The 15,447-nt window shown below is 48.0% G+C and carries 14 protein-coding genes; 4 read left to right on the top strand and 10 right to left on the bottom strand.

From position 1 onward, the window contains the following. The first annotated feature begins 3 nt into the window (after positions 1-3). Together glnD and dapD are read left to right on the top strand one after the other, a co-directional pair. On the top strand, positions 4-2,634 hold the full coding sequence (glnD, locus tag AC0J20_RS01725; RefSeq protein ID WP_229529302.1) for a [protein-PII] uridylyltransferase: 2,631 nt from the start codon (positions 4-6) through the stop codon (positions 2,632-2,634). A 38-nt stretch (positions 2,635-2,672) separates the two neighbouring features. Next, positions 2,673-3,497, top strand: a complete 825-nt coding sequence (dapD, locus tag AC0J20_RS01720) for a 2,3,4,5-tetrahydropyridine-2,6-dicarboxylate N-succinyltransferase (RefSeq protein ID WP_229529644.1) — start codon at positions 2,673-2,675, stop codon at positions 3,495-3,497. Positions 3,498-3,607: 110 nt separating this feature from the next. On the opposite strand, the gene AC0J20_RS01715 is transcribed toward dapD, so the two are convergent. The 3 genes from AC0J20_RS01715 to AC0J20_RS01705 are packed head-to-tail and all read right to left on the bottom strand — an operon-like array spanning position 3,608 to position 5,206. Next, positions 3,608-4,051, bottom strand: a complete 444-nt coding sequence (locus AC0J20_RS01715) for a flavodoxin domain-containing protein (RefSeq protein ID WP_473020379.1) — start codon at positions 4,049-4,051, stop codon at positions 3,608-3,610. After that, the gene (gene truC, locus AC0J20_RS01710) at positions 4,039-4,845 is read right to left on the bottom strand and encodes a tRNA pseudouridine(65) synthase TruC (RefSeq protein ID WP_473020378.1); all 807 of its coding nucleotides are present in this window, start codon (positions 4,843-4,845) and stop codon (positions 4,039-4,041) included. Before truC ends, AC0J20_RS01715 begins: the two co-directional genes overlap by 13 nt. Further along, positions 4,829-5,206 carry a YqcC family protein gene (locus AC0J20_RS01705; RefSeq protein WP_473020377.1) on the bottom strand — a complete coding sequence of 126 codons (378 nt, stop codon included), beginning with the start codon at positions 5,204-5,206 and terminating at the stop codon, positions 4,829-4,831. Before AC0J20_RS01705 ends, truC begins: the two co-directional genes overlap by 17 nt. A gap of 196 nt (positions 5,207-5,402) precedes the next feature. On the opposite strand from AC0J20_RS01705, the gene AC0J20_RS01700 reads away from it, so the two are divergent. Further along, on the top strand, positions 5,403-6,413 hold the full coding sequence (locus AC0J20_RS01700; RefSeq protein WP_473020376.1) for a DUF3549 family protein: 1,011 nt from the start codon (positions 5,403-5,405) through the stop codon (positions 6,411-6,413). A 2-nt stretch (positions 6,414-6,415) separates the two neighbouring features. Continuing rightward, a complete protein-coding gene (locus tag AC0J20_RS01695) occupies positions 6,416-6,721 on the top strand; it encodes a DUF3301 domain-containing protein (protein ID WP_229529645.1) in 306 nt (101 codons plus the stop codon). A gap of 9 nt (positions 6,722-6,730) precedes the next feature. Here the strand turns inward: AC0J20_RS01695 and AC0J20_RS01690 are convergent, their stop codons facing one another. From AC0J20_RS01690 to AC0J20_RS01660, 7 genes are all read right to left on the bottom strand, one after another. After that, a complete protein-coding gene (locus tag AC0J20_RS01690) occupies positions 6,731-7,375 on the bottom strand; it encodes an N-acetyltransferase (RefSeq protein ID WP_229529307.1) in 645 nt (214 codons plus the stop codon). 245 nt (positions 7,376-7,620) lie between these two features. Continuing rightward, positions 7,621-7,989 (bottom strand): DUF3192 domain-containing protein, encoded by a 369-nt coding sequence (locus AC0J20_RS01685; protein WP_229529308.1) that lies wholly within the window; start codon positions 7,987-7,989, stop codon positions 7,621-7,623. Positions 7,990-8,243: 254 nt separating this feature from the next. Next, positions 8,244-9,566, bottom strand: coding sequence for a sugar MFS transporter (locus AC0J20_RS01680; RefSeq protein ID WP_229529309.1), 1,323 nt, complete (start codon positions 9,564-9,566; stop codon positions 8,244-8,246). A 2-nt stretch (positions 9,567-9,568) separates the two neighbouring features. Then, on the bottom strand, positions 9,569-10,711 hold the full coding sequence (nagA, locus tag AC0J20_RS01675) for an N-acetylglucosamine-6-phosphate deacetylase (protein WP_473020375.1): 1,143 nt from the start codon (positions 10,709-10,711) through the stop codon (positions 9,569-9,571). Positions 10,712-10,726: 15 nt separating this feature from the next. Next, a complete protein-coding gene (gene nagB-II / locus AC0J20_RS01670) occupies positions 10,727-11,725 on the bottom strand; it encodes a glucosamine-6-phosphate deaminase NagB-II (RefSeq protein ID WP_473020397.1) in 999 nt (332 codons plus the stop codon). A gap of 11 nt (positions 11,726-11,736) precedes the next feature. Then, complete coding sequence (locus tag AC0J20_RS01665) at positions 11,737-12,669, bottom strand: glucosamine kinase nucleotide-binding domain-containing protein (protein ID WP_473020374.1); 933 nt, start codon at positions 12,667-12,669, stop codon at positions 11,737-11,739. A 79-nt stretch (positions 12,670-12,748) separates the two neighbouring features. Further along, positions 12,749-15,310 (bottom strand): family 20 glycosylhydrolase, encoded by a 2,562-nt coding sequence (locus tag AC0J20_RS01660; RefSeq protein ID WP_473020373.1) that lies wholly within the window; start codon positions 15,308-15,310, stop codon positions 12,749-12,751. Positions 15,311-15,447 lie beyond the last annotated feature (137 nt).

Raw genomic sequence — 15,447 nt, 5'->3', positions numbered from 1 at the left:
GCATTGGCATTTCAAAGTCTACTCAGCCAGGTGCGGTTAATCACCAGCCCCGGCAATACTCAGGCATTTAAAGAATGTATTAGTAACTCCTACGAGTGGTTGGAAAAGGAATTCGAAACCACCGATGTAAATACCCTGGTGACAGGGCGTGCGGCCTTTGTTGATACCGTTTTAAGCCATATCTGGCGCTTGTTGGATTTACAGGATGTGCCGCAACTGGCCCTGGTGGCCGTGGGCGGATATGGGCGCGGTCACCTGCAACCACATTCGGATGTTGACCTGCTTATTCTGTCTCACAAAGCGTTAGATAAAACCATCCAGGAAAAGGTGACACAATTTATCACCATACTCTGGGACATCGGACTGGACATAGGTCAATCGGTCAGAACAGTAAAAGAAACCATCAAACTGGCCAAAGAAGATGTCACCATTGCCACCAATCTGATTGAATCCAGAGTGCTGGCTGGTAGCAAAACCGTTTTTGAAGATTTACACGACAAGATGCAGTCGAGGGCGTTTTGGCCTAGCAAATTGTTCTATACTGCCAAATACGATGAACAGCAAATCAGGCATGCCAAATTCAATGGCACCAGTTATAACCTGGAACCCAATATTAAAGAGAACCCCGGATGTTTGCGGGACATCCAATGTATTGGTTGGGTCGCTAAAAAGCATTTTAGCGTGCTCAAAGGAAAAGACCTGGTAGATTACGGTTATTTTACCCGCGAAGAGTTAGATGAACTGACCGAATGTCGCACCCAATTATGGCGTATTCGCTTCGTACTACACATTATCGCTGGTCGCAGTGAAAACCGTTTGTTATTCGATTATCAGCCAGAAGTGGCCCGTCGACTTGGCTACGGTGATGATGGCAAAGCCTCTGTCGAAAAAATGATGAAAGCCTTTTTCCGTGTAGTGCGCCGGGTACGGGAGCTGAATGAGATGCTGCTGGGCCATTTCCGCCATGAAATGTTGCGGGAAAAGCTCAAGGTTACCGCTGACATTTCAGCTGATTTTAATGTGTTAGGCGGCCTGATCCACGCCAAACACGATAAAGTTTTTGACAGTCCGGTCAAAATTATGGATTTCTTTCACATTATTTCTGACTATTCTGACATCACAGGACTGCACGCCACTACCTTGCGACTTTTGCGCAATGCACGTCGGGTATATCAGGAGCAGGACATTTTTTTGTGTCAGTACCCGGAATGTCGTACGGTCTTTTTAGAGTTGGTCAAAAAACCAGAGTTCTTTGAGCTGGCCTGGGATCTGATGCATAAACACGGCATCATGCAGAGTTATATTTCGCAGTGGAACCACATCGTTGGCATGATGCAATTCGACTTGTTTCACGCCTACACAGTAGACGAACATACTCACCGCCTGATTAAAAACCTGGCCCGTTACAACCGCAAAGAAAATGATCATGAATTTCCTCGCTGTGGCCGCATTATGCGCAACGCAGATAAACCTGAATTATTGTTTTTAGCCGGAATATTTCACGATATTGCCAAAGGCCGCAATGGTGATCACTCCAAATTAGGGGCGCAAGATGTTGAGCAATTTTGCCAGTTGCATGACATTCCCGAAAAAGACAAGAATCTGATTAAATGGCTGGTAGAACACCACCTGTTGATGTCGGTGGTTGCCCAGCGCCGCGATATTTATGATCCGGAAGTTATCCAGGAGTTTGCTGCGACAGTAAGAACCCAGGAACATCTGGAGCACTTATACGCCTTGACCCTGGCGGATATCAGAGCCACGAACAGTAACTTGTGGAATGAATGGAAGTCTTCGCTGTTGAGAGAGCTGTTCATCATGACCCAAAAAGCCCTGGAGAACGGCCTGGAAAACAAAGTGGACCTGCAGTCCCGGGAAGATGAGCACAAGGCCAGCGCTATGAAATCGCTGCTGGAAGACTATGAAGAGTCAGCGGTCCTGAAAGCCTGGGAAAACTTTCCACCAGACTACTTTGCCCGCTTTAAACCGGAACAAATCGCCTGGCACACGCATATTGTCCTGCACAACCAATACAATGAACAATACCCATTGGTGGTCGCCGTAACCGATGGCACCGCAAAAAGTGGCACCGAGCTGATGTTATACGGCGCAGACCGCCCTCGCCTGTTTGCACAGGTGGCCTCTGTTTTAGACAGTCGCAACTGCTCGATTCAGGACGCCCAACTAATGACCACCAAAGATGGTTATATCTTTGACAGTTTTATTATTTTGGAACAGGACGGAAAACGCATAAGCTCCCCCAGCAGATTGAAAAGCCTGCAAGACGCTATTGTGACACAATTACAAAAACCTGGCGTAGAACACGTGAATAAACGCCGCATCCCCAGGCAGCTTAAACAACTCGCAGTACCCACCAAAGTACGCTTTTTTGGTAATCAGGATGACGTTACCATGATGGAGTTAGAAGCCTTAGATGCGCCAGGGTTACTGGCCAAATTGGGGCACATTTTTGTCGAACAGGATCTCTCGTTACACCACGCTAAGATCACCACCATCGGTGAACGAGCAGAAGATCTCTTTATTCTCAGCAATGGCGAAGGAAAATGCCTGAGCAATGAGCAACAGGTGGAATTAAAACGAAAAGTCACTGAGCGACTGTCAGACAATCACTAATTATTGAACCAACAGGAACTAAACACCGCATGAGCAATTTGTCAGACTTGCAAACCATCATCGAAGCAGCATTTGAAAAGCGCGCCAATATCACTCCGGCTACAGCAGATGACGCTGTTAAACTGGCCGTGCAACAATCCATCGCCCTACTGAATTCAGGTGAAGCGCGCGTAGCCGAAAAAATTGCCGGTGAATGGGTGGTTCATCAATGGCTTAAAAAGGCCGTCTTGCTGTTTTTCCGACTGCATGACAACGCCGTCATGGACGGTGCAGAAAGCCGCTTTTACGACAAAGTCCCGCTAAAATTCTCCGATTACAGCGCCGAACAATTTCAACAGGAAGGTATGCGCGTCGTACCTCCGGCCACAGTACGTACCGGCAGTTACATAGGTAAAAATGTGGTACTGATGCCCTCCTACGTCAATATCGGCGCCTTTGTGGATGAAGGCACCATGGTTGACACCTGGGCGACCGTTGGCTCCTGTGCACAGATTGGCAAAAACGTGCACCTATCTGGTGGTGTGGGAATCGGTGGCGTACTGGAGCCACTGCAGGCCAACCCCACCATTATCGAAGACAATTGCTTTATCGGTGCCCGATCTGAGATTGTTGAGGGCGTGATCGTTGAAGAAGGCGCCGTGATTTCAATGGGTGTTTATATAGGTCAAAGCACAAGAATTTACGACCGTGAAACCGGCGAAGTTCACTATGGTCGCGTACCGGCTGGCGCCGTTGTGGTACCGGGTAACCTGCCTTCAAAAGATGGCAAGTACAGCCTGTATGCCGCCATTATTGTGAAAAAAGTAGATGCGCAAACCCGCTCGAAAGTCGGCATTAATGCGCTACTTCGCGGCGCGGAATAACACCGCCAAAACACCGCTTAATGTGGGGCGGAATGACTTTCCTCCTGCCCCACCCATTTCTGCAGTCTGTTGATTTTTTGCTATGGGATTCGATAGCAGTTCAACAGGCTTTAATTAATCTTAAACAACTGCTCCACCCAGGGCACGACTTCAGCTTCTGGCTCAAAAGTTTCCATGGCATCGACAATAAACAAGTCCGCCAGTGGGCTGCCCTGTAGCTCGGTGAGGAGGTCAAACATAGTGCGACCAGCACCGCCAAAGGTATCGCCATAACTGCTATCACCCAAAGCTGCGACTGCAAAGGATTTACCGGTCATTAATGGCATCTGATCGCGCAAATCCTGGGCAAAAAATTCGATGTTAGGTGGTAAGTCTCCTTGCCCGGTTGTAGAGGTGATGACCACCACATTTTCTGCGTCTTTAAAATCGCCAATTTCAGGTTCGCCAAACAGGGTGACATCGTGCCCCATCTCAACCAATTTCTCTTCACATTGTTCAGCAACATGCTGGGCGTTGCCGTATACCGAGCCGACAAAAATACTTACACTGGCCACCAGGTTCTCCATAAATGATTAATCGTTGTCTCGTCCAAGCCCCATTGCGTCCATAATTTCTGAAAACGGTCAGACAAACTGCAATTAAGTGTTATCTGTTCACCGCTATGGGGATGACTGAATTTAATTTGGTGGGACCATAATGCCAGACCGGGGAAATTACAAGACTCTCTTAAAAAACGATTGTGTTTATTGTCGCCATAATTCACATCACCCACAATCGGATGTCGCAAATGGGACATATGGCGACGCAATTGATGTTTGCGTCCGGTCTGCGGCCCCAATAGTACCAGGCTGTAACGGGCGGTAGGATACTTACCCACCGAATGGGGTAATTCCACCTGTTGTAAACAACGAAATGCCGATATCGCCTCCTGTGCAGGCTTGTCCTGTCGGGCCTTTTTATCGGCAATCTTATCCAGCTTTTCCTGCAGAGGATGATCAACGATACCTTGCTCTGCGATATATCCACGTACCACCGCCAGATAGCGCTTTTCCATCAAATGTTGCGCCAGTTGCTCGCTGAGTAAGCGGGCGGTTTCTGAATTCAAAGCAAATACCAGGATGCCGGCCGTCGGTTTATCCAGGCGATGTACCGGAAATACATGTTGACCAATCTGATCACGCACCATCTGCATGGCAAACCGGGTTTCATGCCGGTCAATCATGCTGCGATGCACCAGGAGTCCGGCGGGTTTGTCCACCACGACCATGCACTCATCCTGATACAACAGGGGCAACTGTTCCGGAATATGTAATTCAGGGCAGGACATAGGTTCAGAGGACAGGTTCATGGCACTTCGCAGACAGATTATCCAGGCTGGCTAAGATGCGCAAAAGCGCAGTCCTTGCCTCATGTCCGGCCAACACTTCTTCAGCGTAGGGAGTGATATTGGCCACTGGTACGGTTTGCCCTGATGTAATAAGCAAACGCATTTTTGGCAAATAAATAAACTGCAGCCACTGCGAAAAGCTGATCTGGCCGACGCCAAAAGGATTGGTTACCTGAGCAACTGACAACTTATTGTATTGCCACAGGTTGAATTTTTTCAGTGTCGCCTCCAGTTCCTGCAACTGGTTTGACAGAGCCAGTTGAGCGCATTTGGCGTTTGAGTCTGTGCCGGTCAGAAACCACCTCCAGTTACACGATAACAAATAGATTAGCATTACCCAGGTAAGCTTAATTCACAGTTGCGACTTTGAAGCTGTCGCCTGCGTGAAAAAGGGGCCAACGATCCCGGCCGCATACGCAGCACAATAACGCCGTCGACAGGATGCGCCCAGGGACTTGAGTAAAAAGCGTTTAGTTTGGGTATAATACCGCGATTTGCAATTAATTTCAGAGAGCTACATGACCAGAATCACTACGATAAGCGAGTTTTTATTAGAAGCCGGTACCGAATATCGCATCGTAGATATGGGCCGGGCTTTCAGATTGCTGGACAACCAGGCATTTTTGAATATCGAAACGGCAGCCGCACCGGCACCGTTGCCCAGGCAACAAATGATGTGGCTGGGCATTTTATTCTGGAATAAAAGTTTGTCCAGCCAACATTATATCTGGTTTATCAAACTGCCACTGGATGAACGAGGCAATGTTATTACTGCACAGCGCGACCAGTTTCTCAGCATAGTGGTTGAGGCCCTGGGCACGGAACTGTTAAACGACGACAGCGAAAAATCGCTACCCGATAATCCTTTTCTGTTTACCCCTAATCAGGCACAACTGGCTGACTTCAATAGTTTCGCAAAAAAAAGGCTGGGTCTGCCCCCCGGGCAATTTTATAACGATGCCAAAAACTATATCGCCCGGCCTGACTTGCATGACTGGCAAATCGTTGCAGTGGAAGGTTTAAGTGACGTGGTGTTTAATCTCAATCTGGACCACAACGCCAAACACATCGAGCAAAACTTTGCCAGTTATGACCAGGTGGTTCAGCATTCATTGCTGGCATCAATGGAAAACACGGCATTGCCCGAAGCATTAAGCCAATTCTTGTTTCAGCAGCTAAAAGCCGCCAGGCCAGAAGAAAAAATCTTTAATCACCTGCTGCGAGCGTTAACTCATTTTGATGGTTTAACAGAGCTTCGCGCTAACCTGAAGGTTATCCTGGAACAATCTCTGAGTACTGCTGATACCCTGATTGTAATCGCCGGTCGCCACTGGCAGTTACTGGAAGATTACCCGTTTTTAACTGCGTACATGCAGGAAGCGGCCCGACTGGATTTACTGCCCGCCTTGTATTCCGACCTGGTACAAATTCCCGGACTCAGAGACATCATGCTGCAACGCCTCAGGGATCCTGAGCGCAGTGAGCTGCTGGCAAAAGGTATAAATCAATTATTTGGACGTAGCAATTAATGATATCCCTTGTCGATATTCTGTTTATCTTAATTATTGTGGTTGTCATCGCGCAATTTTGGCGGATAAGAGCCATCAGTGAAGCCGCCAATCGCTATCTGAGTAACTATTGTGAAAAACAAGGACTGCAGTTGATCAGTGTTGCCAGAGATAAAACCCGCTTCGGCCTGGTGCGTGGAAAGCCCGACTGGAAAACCCAATTTATTTTTGAGTTTTCCGGTAACGGAGAAGACAAATATCAGGGGATACTGGAAATGGAAGGGCTTCGCGCCTTGTCGGCCACAGTGCCTCCCTATCGCATGAATTAGCCCCGACGACTATTGCCCGGGACGGTCTCTGAACATCAGATGTCCGCTGATATGACCCACCTCAAGTTCTTTTACCAGGCGGTAGCCGGTGTCTTCAAAGAAGTGCATGTACTTAGGTAAGGTGGCATAGACAGCAACGCCGCTGCTGTTGGCATTGTCCAGCATAACCGACTCCACAGCTGACATCAGTAAATGACCCAGGCCGTGATGCTGTTCATCGGGATGAACACCAATAAACGACAATAAATGATAATGTTCTGCGGGCACATTCTGTTGAATTTTCTGGTCTTTTTCGATCATTTGTCTGGTAGAAAAAAAGCCTGCTGTTAACAGCATTTTTAACCGCCAATGCCAAAAGCGCCCTGGCTCAAACGCCGAATCAGAATGAGTCAGGCAGGCAACCGCCAGCAACCGTTCTTTTTGAAATAACCCCACCATGGGTTGTTTTGCCATCCAGAACGCATTGAGCTCCTCCCGAATCGCTGAACGCAGGCGCTGTTCATAACCTTCTTTTTGAGCCTGAAAAATATCGATAAAAAGCGGATCATCATGATAGGCCTGATATAAGATAGAGCCTGCCACTTTGAGATCTTCCGCAGTCAGAAATACCGCTTTGATATTTTTATTGAGCGCCTGTGCTTCGCTGGTATTCATCACATTTCCTGTTACCGGTTTATTTGAATGTACAATAAGACACAACATTTGTTAACAAAGCGTTAACAATAAATCACAGTTTCGGGTAGTGGTCTGACAAGTGCGACGTGACGGGCCTCAATAAAGGAAAAAGCTGGCTAAGCCAGCTTGATACCAGTGCCATTACATAATGGAACTGGTATTGTGTCATCAGGGAGAGATGGGGGGCACTACTCTCCCATCAAAACATGCGGATAACTAAATAATCAGATTCGGTCTAATGCAGTTTCACCCCAACCTATCAGTAGACCGTTTTTGAACACTAACGGTGTGCATTCGTCTTTGGTGGTTTTTCCGTCACCGTGCATGCGTTGTGTGCGATAGAACAATACGGTGAAAGTTTCACCATCACGACGTAATGTTTCGTTAAAGTCCGGCACCCCTAATCGTGACTTGACCTGTTCAGTACCCAGATCCAACTCAAGGTTAGCAATGGTTTTACGGTTTTTGTATTCGCGGTCTTCCCAATCGACGTTATGACCGTCCCAACCATCACCGTCCACTGAAATCACACAACCGCCTAGTCCAAAGGCTAAAGGGGCGGCAACAACCAGTGCTAATAAATGCTTTTTCATTTTTATTTCTCCATTAAGGTGTGTTCTATTAACGCTGCAGTCACGGTATGTAGCGTCGCTTGTGAAACTGGAATTCAATATGCAGACCAGGTTTTCAAACCTTTGATTTATATAGAGTTATAGCTTGATTGTATGAATTTTGGCTTAATCAAAAGTGAATCAAATACCAAAACTTAGTGAATATCACCAAAAAAGAGTGAATTTATTAATTACAAAAAAGGCCGCTTATGCGGCCATTGTCGAATATGCGTGGCTTATCGCCATTGTCGAAGACGATATCCCACCAATGCATAAAACAGGATAAACAGATAACAGGGCAGCATGATCACATAGGCGGACTGACTGTCCCAACTGTCTGACAGCAAACCATACCCCAAAGGCATTACCGCGCCGCCGGCAATCCCCATAATTAAGATTGCGGAGCCTTTCGAGGTCAGTTTACCTAACCCCGCCAACGCCAGTGGCCATAGTGCCGGCCAAACCATAGCATTGGCCAAACCCAACAGTGCCACGCAGGTGATGACATCTGGTACGCCTTCAAAGCCTGCCCACGCCCATAGGAATGAAAAGTTTTGTTGTTCAACATCCGCGAATAAGATCATGGCCGTTAGCACTAATCCCAGTATGGCCGAAATCAACAATGCCTGTTGTTGCTTAAGAAACCTGGGGATCAATACCAGCCCTGCCAGGTAACCAGCTACCATGCCAAACATGGTCAAAGAGGTCAGTGACGTGGCATTGGCGATCCCCAGTTTAGAACCGTACAGACCAATGGTATCACCGGCAATAACCTCAACACCGACGTAGAAAAACAAAGCCACAGCCCCTAAAACCAATTGCGGATAGTGCAATACTGAATCGGTGCTTGTGCTGCTTTCTTCCTGGGCATCATTAAGTGAAATTTCAGGCAAAGAAGACATCTTTAACCCGATAGCGAGCAATACCAATACCACTGCCATACCGATGTAAGGTGTCACCAGCCCGGTAGACATCATTTCGATCTGTGACAAGCGGTCAGCTTCACTCATACTCTCCAGTGCAGAACTGGTGATGTGGGCAAAGTCACCCAATACCAAAGCGGTAAATAATAGCGGAGCCAATACACCTGCCGCTTTATTCAACAAGCCCATAACAGCGATACGGGCAGCTGCACTTTCTTCCGGGCCGATTTTAACAATGTATGGATTGGAAGCGGTTTGCAAAATAGTCAGACCAGAGCCCATGATAAACTGCGCACCTAAAAACAGCGCAAACTCTCTGGAAAGTGCCGCCGGTACAAACAGTAACGCCCCTAGTGCAATCAACCCCAGACCGATCACCATGCCCATGCGGTAACCGGTTTTTTCCAACACCATGGCCATCGGTAAAGCCATGACGACGTAGGCCACATAGAAGCAAAAAGCCACCATCAGCGCCTGAGTCTCTGACAACTGACAGACCATTTGCAAAAAGGGGATCAGTGCTCCGTTTAACCAGGTTACAAAGCCAAACACAAAAAACAGGGTACCTATGATTAACATAGGGATAAGGCTACTTTTTGTTTCTGGCATACTTTGAGTTTCACAATTACTGGTCATTTTTAGGCTCCTGCTCCGTTATATCTAATGTCGCCTGCTACAAACACTTTATCAATAGCAAGATCCTGATTGATTAAAATAAAATCGGCACGGTTTCCAGGTTTGATACTGCCAACGACATTATCAAGTCCAAGGTAACTGGCTGGCGTTTTTGCGGCCATAATAACGGCATCTTGCAATGACAACCCAAGATCTCGATGGGCATTCAAAACCGCCTGCCACATGTCCAGACAGGAGCCCGCAAGCGTGCCATCCGGCGTTGTCAGTTTATTGTTCTGGCGTCGAATGACACTATCAAAATACGGGAGTTCGTCAGACTGGCTGCCTACGTGTGCCATGGCATCGGTCACTAAAAATACCTTGTCAATGCCTTTGCAATCGATCGCGAATCGGCTGGCGGCAGGATGTACGTGGTAGTGATCCAGCACCAACCCGGCAAAGGACGATTTGTCAGCCAATGCCGCGCCTACCATGCCAGGTGCACGAGATTGCAATGGTGACATTGCATTATAAATGTGCGTGAATCCCGTCGCTCCGGCTTCCAGAGCAGCACAAGTTTGTTCATAAGTGGCATTGGAGTGACCCAGACACACGTGAATACCCTGCCCCACCAAATCTTTAATAACGTCCGCAGAGACATTATCGGGTGCCAGTGTAACCAGAACTTTGCCAAGATCTTTTCGACAAAACAGCGCCAGCTCCCTATCTGATATGGACCGGATGAAGTGCTCAGGATGCACACCTTTCTTCTTTTGGTTTAAGAAGGGTCCTTCAAAATGCACCCCCAGTACTTCTTCCAATCCGCTTTCCAGAGCCTCAGCGACGGCATCTGCACTGCTTTGCATCACCGAATATTGATCCGTTATCAGGGTGGGTAACATCGCCGTCGTGCCAAACTGCCGGTGAGCGGCCACCATCTGTTCAATGGTCTGTAATGTCGGTGACAGATTCAGTAACTGACCGCCACCGCCATTGACCTGTAAATCGAATAAACCTGGCAATAACGTACCGGTAAAATGTTCCGCCTGCTTTTGTTGTGCAGGCTCAATTGCCACAATTTTTCCCGCACTGATCGAAACCAACGGCTGTTGTAACCAACCGCTGTCGGTGAGTGCGTTGTCTACGGTAAACTGCCTGTCTGTCATCTGATACAATCCTGTTTAGTGAGTTTCCGTTACTTTTTTCAGCCCGGGAGGCGCATCAGGATTCATCCCCATAGTTTGTGCCACCTGTTCAACGTCAAGGTAAAAACGCAACATAACCAACAAAGGTAAAAGACGCGGTGACAAAGCGGAAGCATGGTGTGTCAAAGTCGCCATTCTCGCACCGCGATGACTGACATTGTTTACCTGCTCCTGATGCACCTGATGGGACTCATCCTGAATATCAACACTGATCACGGCAAGTTCGTTTTCTACCAGCGTCACCGGTCCGTGAATGAACTCAGCACTACTAAAAGCTTCAGCGTGAATACTACACACCTCTTTAAGTTTCAGCGCGATTTCTCTGGCAATAGCATAACCAAATCCTCGACCCAGTACGACACAGTGACGCAAGCCCCGTAAAAACTCGGATTTCAGTTGCCCCTGACCTTCACACACGTGACCCAAGGCTTCAGGCAGTTTGTGTAAATCATTGAGCAAAATCTCATCTTGCTTCCACACGGCCGTTAAATGCAACAAGGCAGACAGGGTTGCCAGATAACTTTTCGTGGCGGCCACGGCCAGTTCTTCTTCCGCTCTGACCTGCAACACCGCGTCGGCCATCGCGGCCAATGGTGAAAAACCGTCATTTACCAGTGCCACACAATAGGCGCCTGCCGCCTGGATTGCCCTGGTCTGATTCAGCAAATCAGGACTTTTACCAGACTGAGAAATGATAATTGCCAGCGTATTTTCCAGGGTTAAGGTTTTTTTGTATACCCCCCCTACCGACGGAGCCGCAAAACAAACGGGGATTCCCAATTCCACTTCAAATAAGTACTTTGCAAACACCCCTGCATGATCCGACGAGCCACGCCCTACCATCATGATCATCTTAATGTCCCTGGCTTTTATTTCCTGTACCAGGTTTTCAATAACAGGCTGGTTCGCTTGTATTTGATGCTGAATGATTGCTGGTGTTGATAACGCTTCACGCGCCATGATACTGCTCATAATAAGTGCTCTCTTTAAGTTTCAGAATAGGTGTTTGTGGTGTCTGAAGCCTGGTATTGCTTCGACAGGTGCAAGGCTTGTTTGGCGTACAGAATCGCGCCGACTTCCGGATCGTTTAACGCCGGTGACAGACGCTGCTGCAGATCAGCCGACAACTGCTGGGCAACCAGAGGCGATAACCCGCCGATCAGACTGAACCGGCAAGGGCCTTTGTCCAGTAATTTTAAACAGAGACTTTCAATATAGCCGACACCTTCCTGCAATAACTTTTTGGCTGCCGGTTCACCCAACTGCGCTTGTTTGAAGACCAGTGGCGCCAACACCGCAAACTCTTTTGGCATAGCATTGGCGTAACGGGTGATTAGATCAGATTCATCCTGGCAACCGGTCAATGCCATCACGGCAGACGCGAGTTCACCTTTGGGTTGCAAACCATCAATCGCTTCCAGACAGTGTTGCATCGCTTTCAGGCCATACCAGGCACCGCTGCCCTTATCACCCAATAAAAAGCCATGCCCTCCCAGCGCATAATTTTGCTGCTCGGCAATCACTAATCCACAACTTCCGGTACCTATGATCACTACCCCGCCAGGCTCGCCTTTGTGTGCGCCAAGGCAGGCAATCTCTAAATCGGTGGTTAAATATACCCCGGCAAAGTCTACTTGCCATTGACTCAAAAACGCCTGCTTCAGGTGTTCAATATTCGCCCCGGCCAGCCCCAGGCCGGCAATGACCCGATGGTCATCCTTTCTTTCCAGTCCCGCCTGCTCACGGGCCTGATAATAGGCAGTCATGACTGCATTTTGTGAGGCTTTCACTCCGCGCAACAAATTAGCAGCTCCGGATAATCCCTCTCCCAATGTTCTGCCCTGAGCATCTTGTAGGACGACACGGCACTTGCTGCCACCGCCATCAACACCCAAAAACAGAGTTTCTTCGGTAATCAATTTTTCTCTCCTGCTGCTGTTTATCGCTTAGATAGCGCACACAAACATGACAACGCTGTCATTTTTGGTCATAAAAACATCAGTTTCCCGATGCTAAAGGCAAGCTCGCAATGCGGCTGCGCTTTTGGATTTCAGGCATTACCGTCTGGCATTCAATCTGAGATTCGCCCTGCTTTAACGGTATCGTGTTATTCACTGGCAACCATTCCTCACCCTGCCAACGACACTGGACTTCCAGCCCCGGCCAGGCCGTATTGACCTTCACCTGTTCGCCTTCAACCTGTATTCCCGGAGGGCCCAATCTGAAGGGCACATTCGCTAACAATGGACTGCTGAAATAGTTTGTTAGTGTCGCACTAAATCCCACCCAGTCCTGAAGTTGCAGTTGGCGAAACGTTGCGGTTTCCTGAAACTCGAATGACTGTTGATATTGTGCCGGCATCTCCCAGCCAGCCTGGTGCCATGCACGTTCAGCAAAAGCCTGTAATCTTGGATACATCAAATAGTTAAAAGTTCCCGGTGTACGCACTGCCTCAGTCCAGATTTGACTTTGCATTCCGGCAACGCGGGAACTGTTTTTGAATTCATTGACAGCCTGATAAGGTTGACCCATACGATCCAACCACTGACTGGCGTTGGCGGCCAGATTCTCCGGCATAAACTGGAATACCTTGAATTCATCGGTATTCTTTGATGCCCAGTAATAGCCGGTTTCCTGCGGGTGATTCGCATAGGGGAAATCGAAGTACAGCACATCCGGGTTTGACAACACCGTGGTCCAGCCTTTTTCACTAAACTCATTGGTTATCTTGTGCCCACCCCAGAATAAAGTATCCCAGACATTCACCTGATGGCCTTGTTGTGCCTGCGAATCGATAACCTTATGCATTCCGTCGCTCCAGCCAGCGGCCTTTAAACCGTGCTGCGCGACGATATCAATCACTCTTGCCAGAAACATTGGCTTGATATCCTGTACGCCAGTTAAATCTTCACGTTCGGCAATCAGCTGACGGCAAGCGGGCGAATTTATCCAGGCACCCGCGGTTTCATCAGCGCCAATATGGTAGGTTGTTAAAGGCGCATTCACTTGCTGATGCAACTGCTTTACTTTACCGATGACGGTATCAATAAAATGATAGGTCGAGTCAATACAAGGATTCACGGTATTGTCGTGATAAAACTGCACCGAGCTGTATTTAGTATCGTCACCAAAATCCGACAGCAAAAACTCTTCTGCAGCGGCAATATCTTCACTGGCTTTGAATTTCCGGTAGCGAGACTCCATTGCTTTAACCGCGGCTCTGGCATGGCCTGGTAAATCAAAGGAGGGGATAATTTCGATATGCCGAGCGTGGGCATATTCCAGTAATTGTTGATAGTCCTGTACCGTCAGATAACCATTCACCGTATTTTCACGGTGTGGACCACTGCCCAGTTGCGGCAACAAACACTGATCTTCCGCCGGGTCAAAACACCTGAATGCGCCTACGTCAGTTAATTCCGGTAGTCCAGGAATTTGCAGTCTCCAGCCCTCATCGTCGGCCAGATGTAAATGTAGCTTATTCAGTTTCAACAGAAACATCTGCTCTAACAGCTGATACAGCGTTTTTTTACCCAAAAAATTGCGTGACAAATCAACGTGCACTCCGCGATAGTGATAACGTGGTGCATCGTCAATCGCACCCAATGGCAATTGCAAACCGTGCAATGCAAGTAACTGAAACAAACTGACAAACCCGTACTGCAACGCCGTTTCATCAGCAGCGGACAACAAGATTTTATTCTCAAACAAGCTCAGTCGGTACTGAGACGGCAATAAATTATCATCTTTGTTAAGCACCAGTTGGGTTGCCTCTGCGTTAGCGCTTACCCCCGCCTGCGCCAATAACTCAGTTAGCAGGCTATTCTCAACAAAGCTCCCCCAACTTATCGCCACACCGTCTTGCAAAGACACTAGCCCTTGTGAAGACCAGTTCGCCTGTTTCATCGCCGGGATTATTCGGGGCGTAGCATCAGGTTGCGGGTTATTGCCCAACATGGCCTGGTAATGCCGGTAGTGCCAGTTTGCATCCGCCAAGGCTAATTTGTCATCAGCATGGCGACGATATTGCTCAGGTTTGATGTGAGGTACCAAATGAGATAAGCGTTGCAATCCGGTTTCAGTGTCTGATTCTGGTTCAGTAGACTTTACCAGCAAGGCCTCACCGGTTTCCGACACCACAAAATAATTGGGCATAACGTCGGAGTGTGACGCATGCCAGAAGGCAGCTTTAAAACCAATGGTCTGTTCTGCTAACTGACTGAACTCCGTGCCGGTAAAGCGGATCTGATGTAAATCACCATTGATATGCTGAATATCCAATTGCTCATGATCATCCCACTTTATAGGTGCAATATGACTGAAATACAGAGCAAAGGGCGCAACTGAATTCCGCTGGGGTAATGACAGGCGAATTTGCCCGGTAAAACAGGGGCCTTTGAACAAGGTTTCACAATCGGTGTCATCCAGGTTAGACAGTACCTGGTATTGCACCTGTAAATTTTCAGATAAATCGGCTAATGACATTGCTCTGGCAGTTGCAGCACTTGAAGCTATCGCCCAAATACTCATGACAATCAACGTTTTACTTAGCAATCTCATTAACCAACACCTTACTTTCAGAATGTTTGTAAAAGCTGGCTCTGCGACATCAGCAACAGAGCCAGTAACACACTATGCCAGTTTTCTACATCCTTGTAGATATTACCCGATTAAGCGTACAAAACGGGTAATTGACA

The sequence above is a fragment of the Planctobacterium sp. R6 genome, from assembly GCF_055755215.1.
This window is presented reverse-complemented; position numbering and strand designations above follow the sequence as displayed.

What these genes read in the sequence shown, in the direction of transcription:
- truC (WP_473020378.1), bottom strand. Translation starts at nt 4,845, where the DNA reads ATGAACCTGTCCTCTGAACCTATGTCCTGCCCTGAATTACATATTCCG.
- AC0J20_RS01700 (WP_473020376.1), top strand. Translation starts at nt 5,403, where the DNA reads ATGACCAGAATCACTACGATAAGCGAGTTTTTATTAGAAGCCGGTACC.
- AC0J20_RS01690 (WP_229529307.1), bottom strand. Translation starts at nt 7,375, where the DNA reads ATGAATACCAGCGAAGCACAGGCGCTCAATAAAAATATCAAAGCGGTA.
- AC0J20_RS01685 (WP_229529308.1), bottom strand. Translation starts at nt 7,989, where the DNA reads ATGAAAAAGCATTTATTAGCACTGGTTGTTGCCGCCCCTTTAGCCTTT.
- AC0J20_RS01680 (WP_229529309.1), bottom strand. Translation starts at nt 9,566, where the DNA reads ATGACCAGTAATTGTGAAACTCAAAGTATGCCAGAAACAAAAAGTAGC.
- nagA (WP_473020375.1), bottom strand. Translation starts at nt 10,711, where the DNA reads ATGACAGACAGGCAGTTTACCGTAGACAACGCACTCACCGACAGCGGT.
- AC0J20_RS01660 (WP_473020373.1), bottom strand. Translation starts at nt 15,310, where the DNA reads ATGAGATTGCTAAGTAAAACGTTGATTGTCATGAGTATTTGGGCGATA.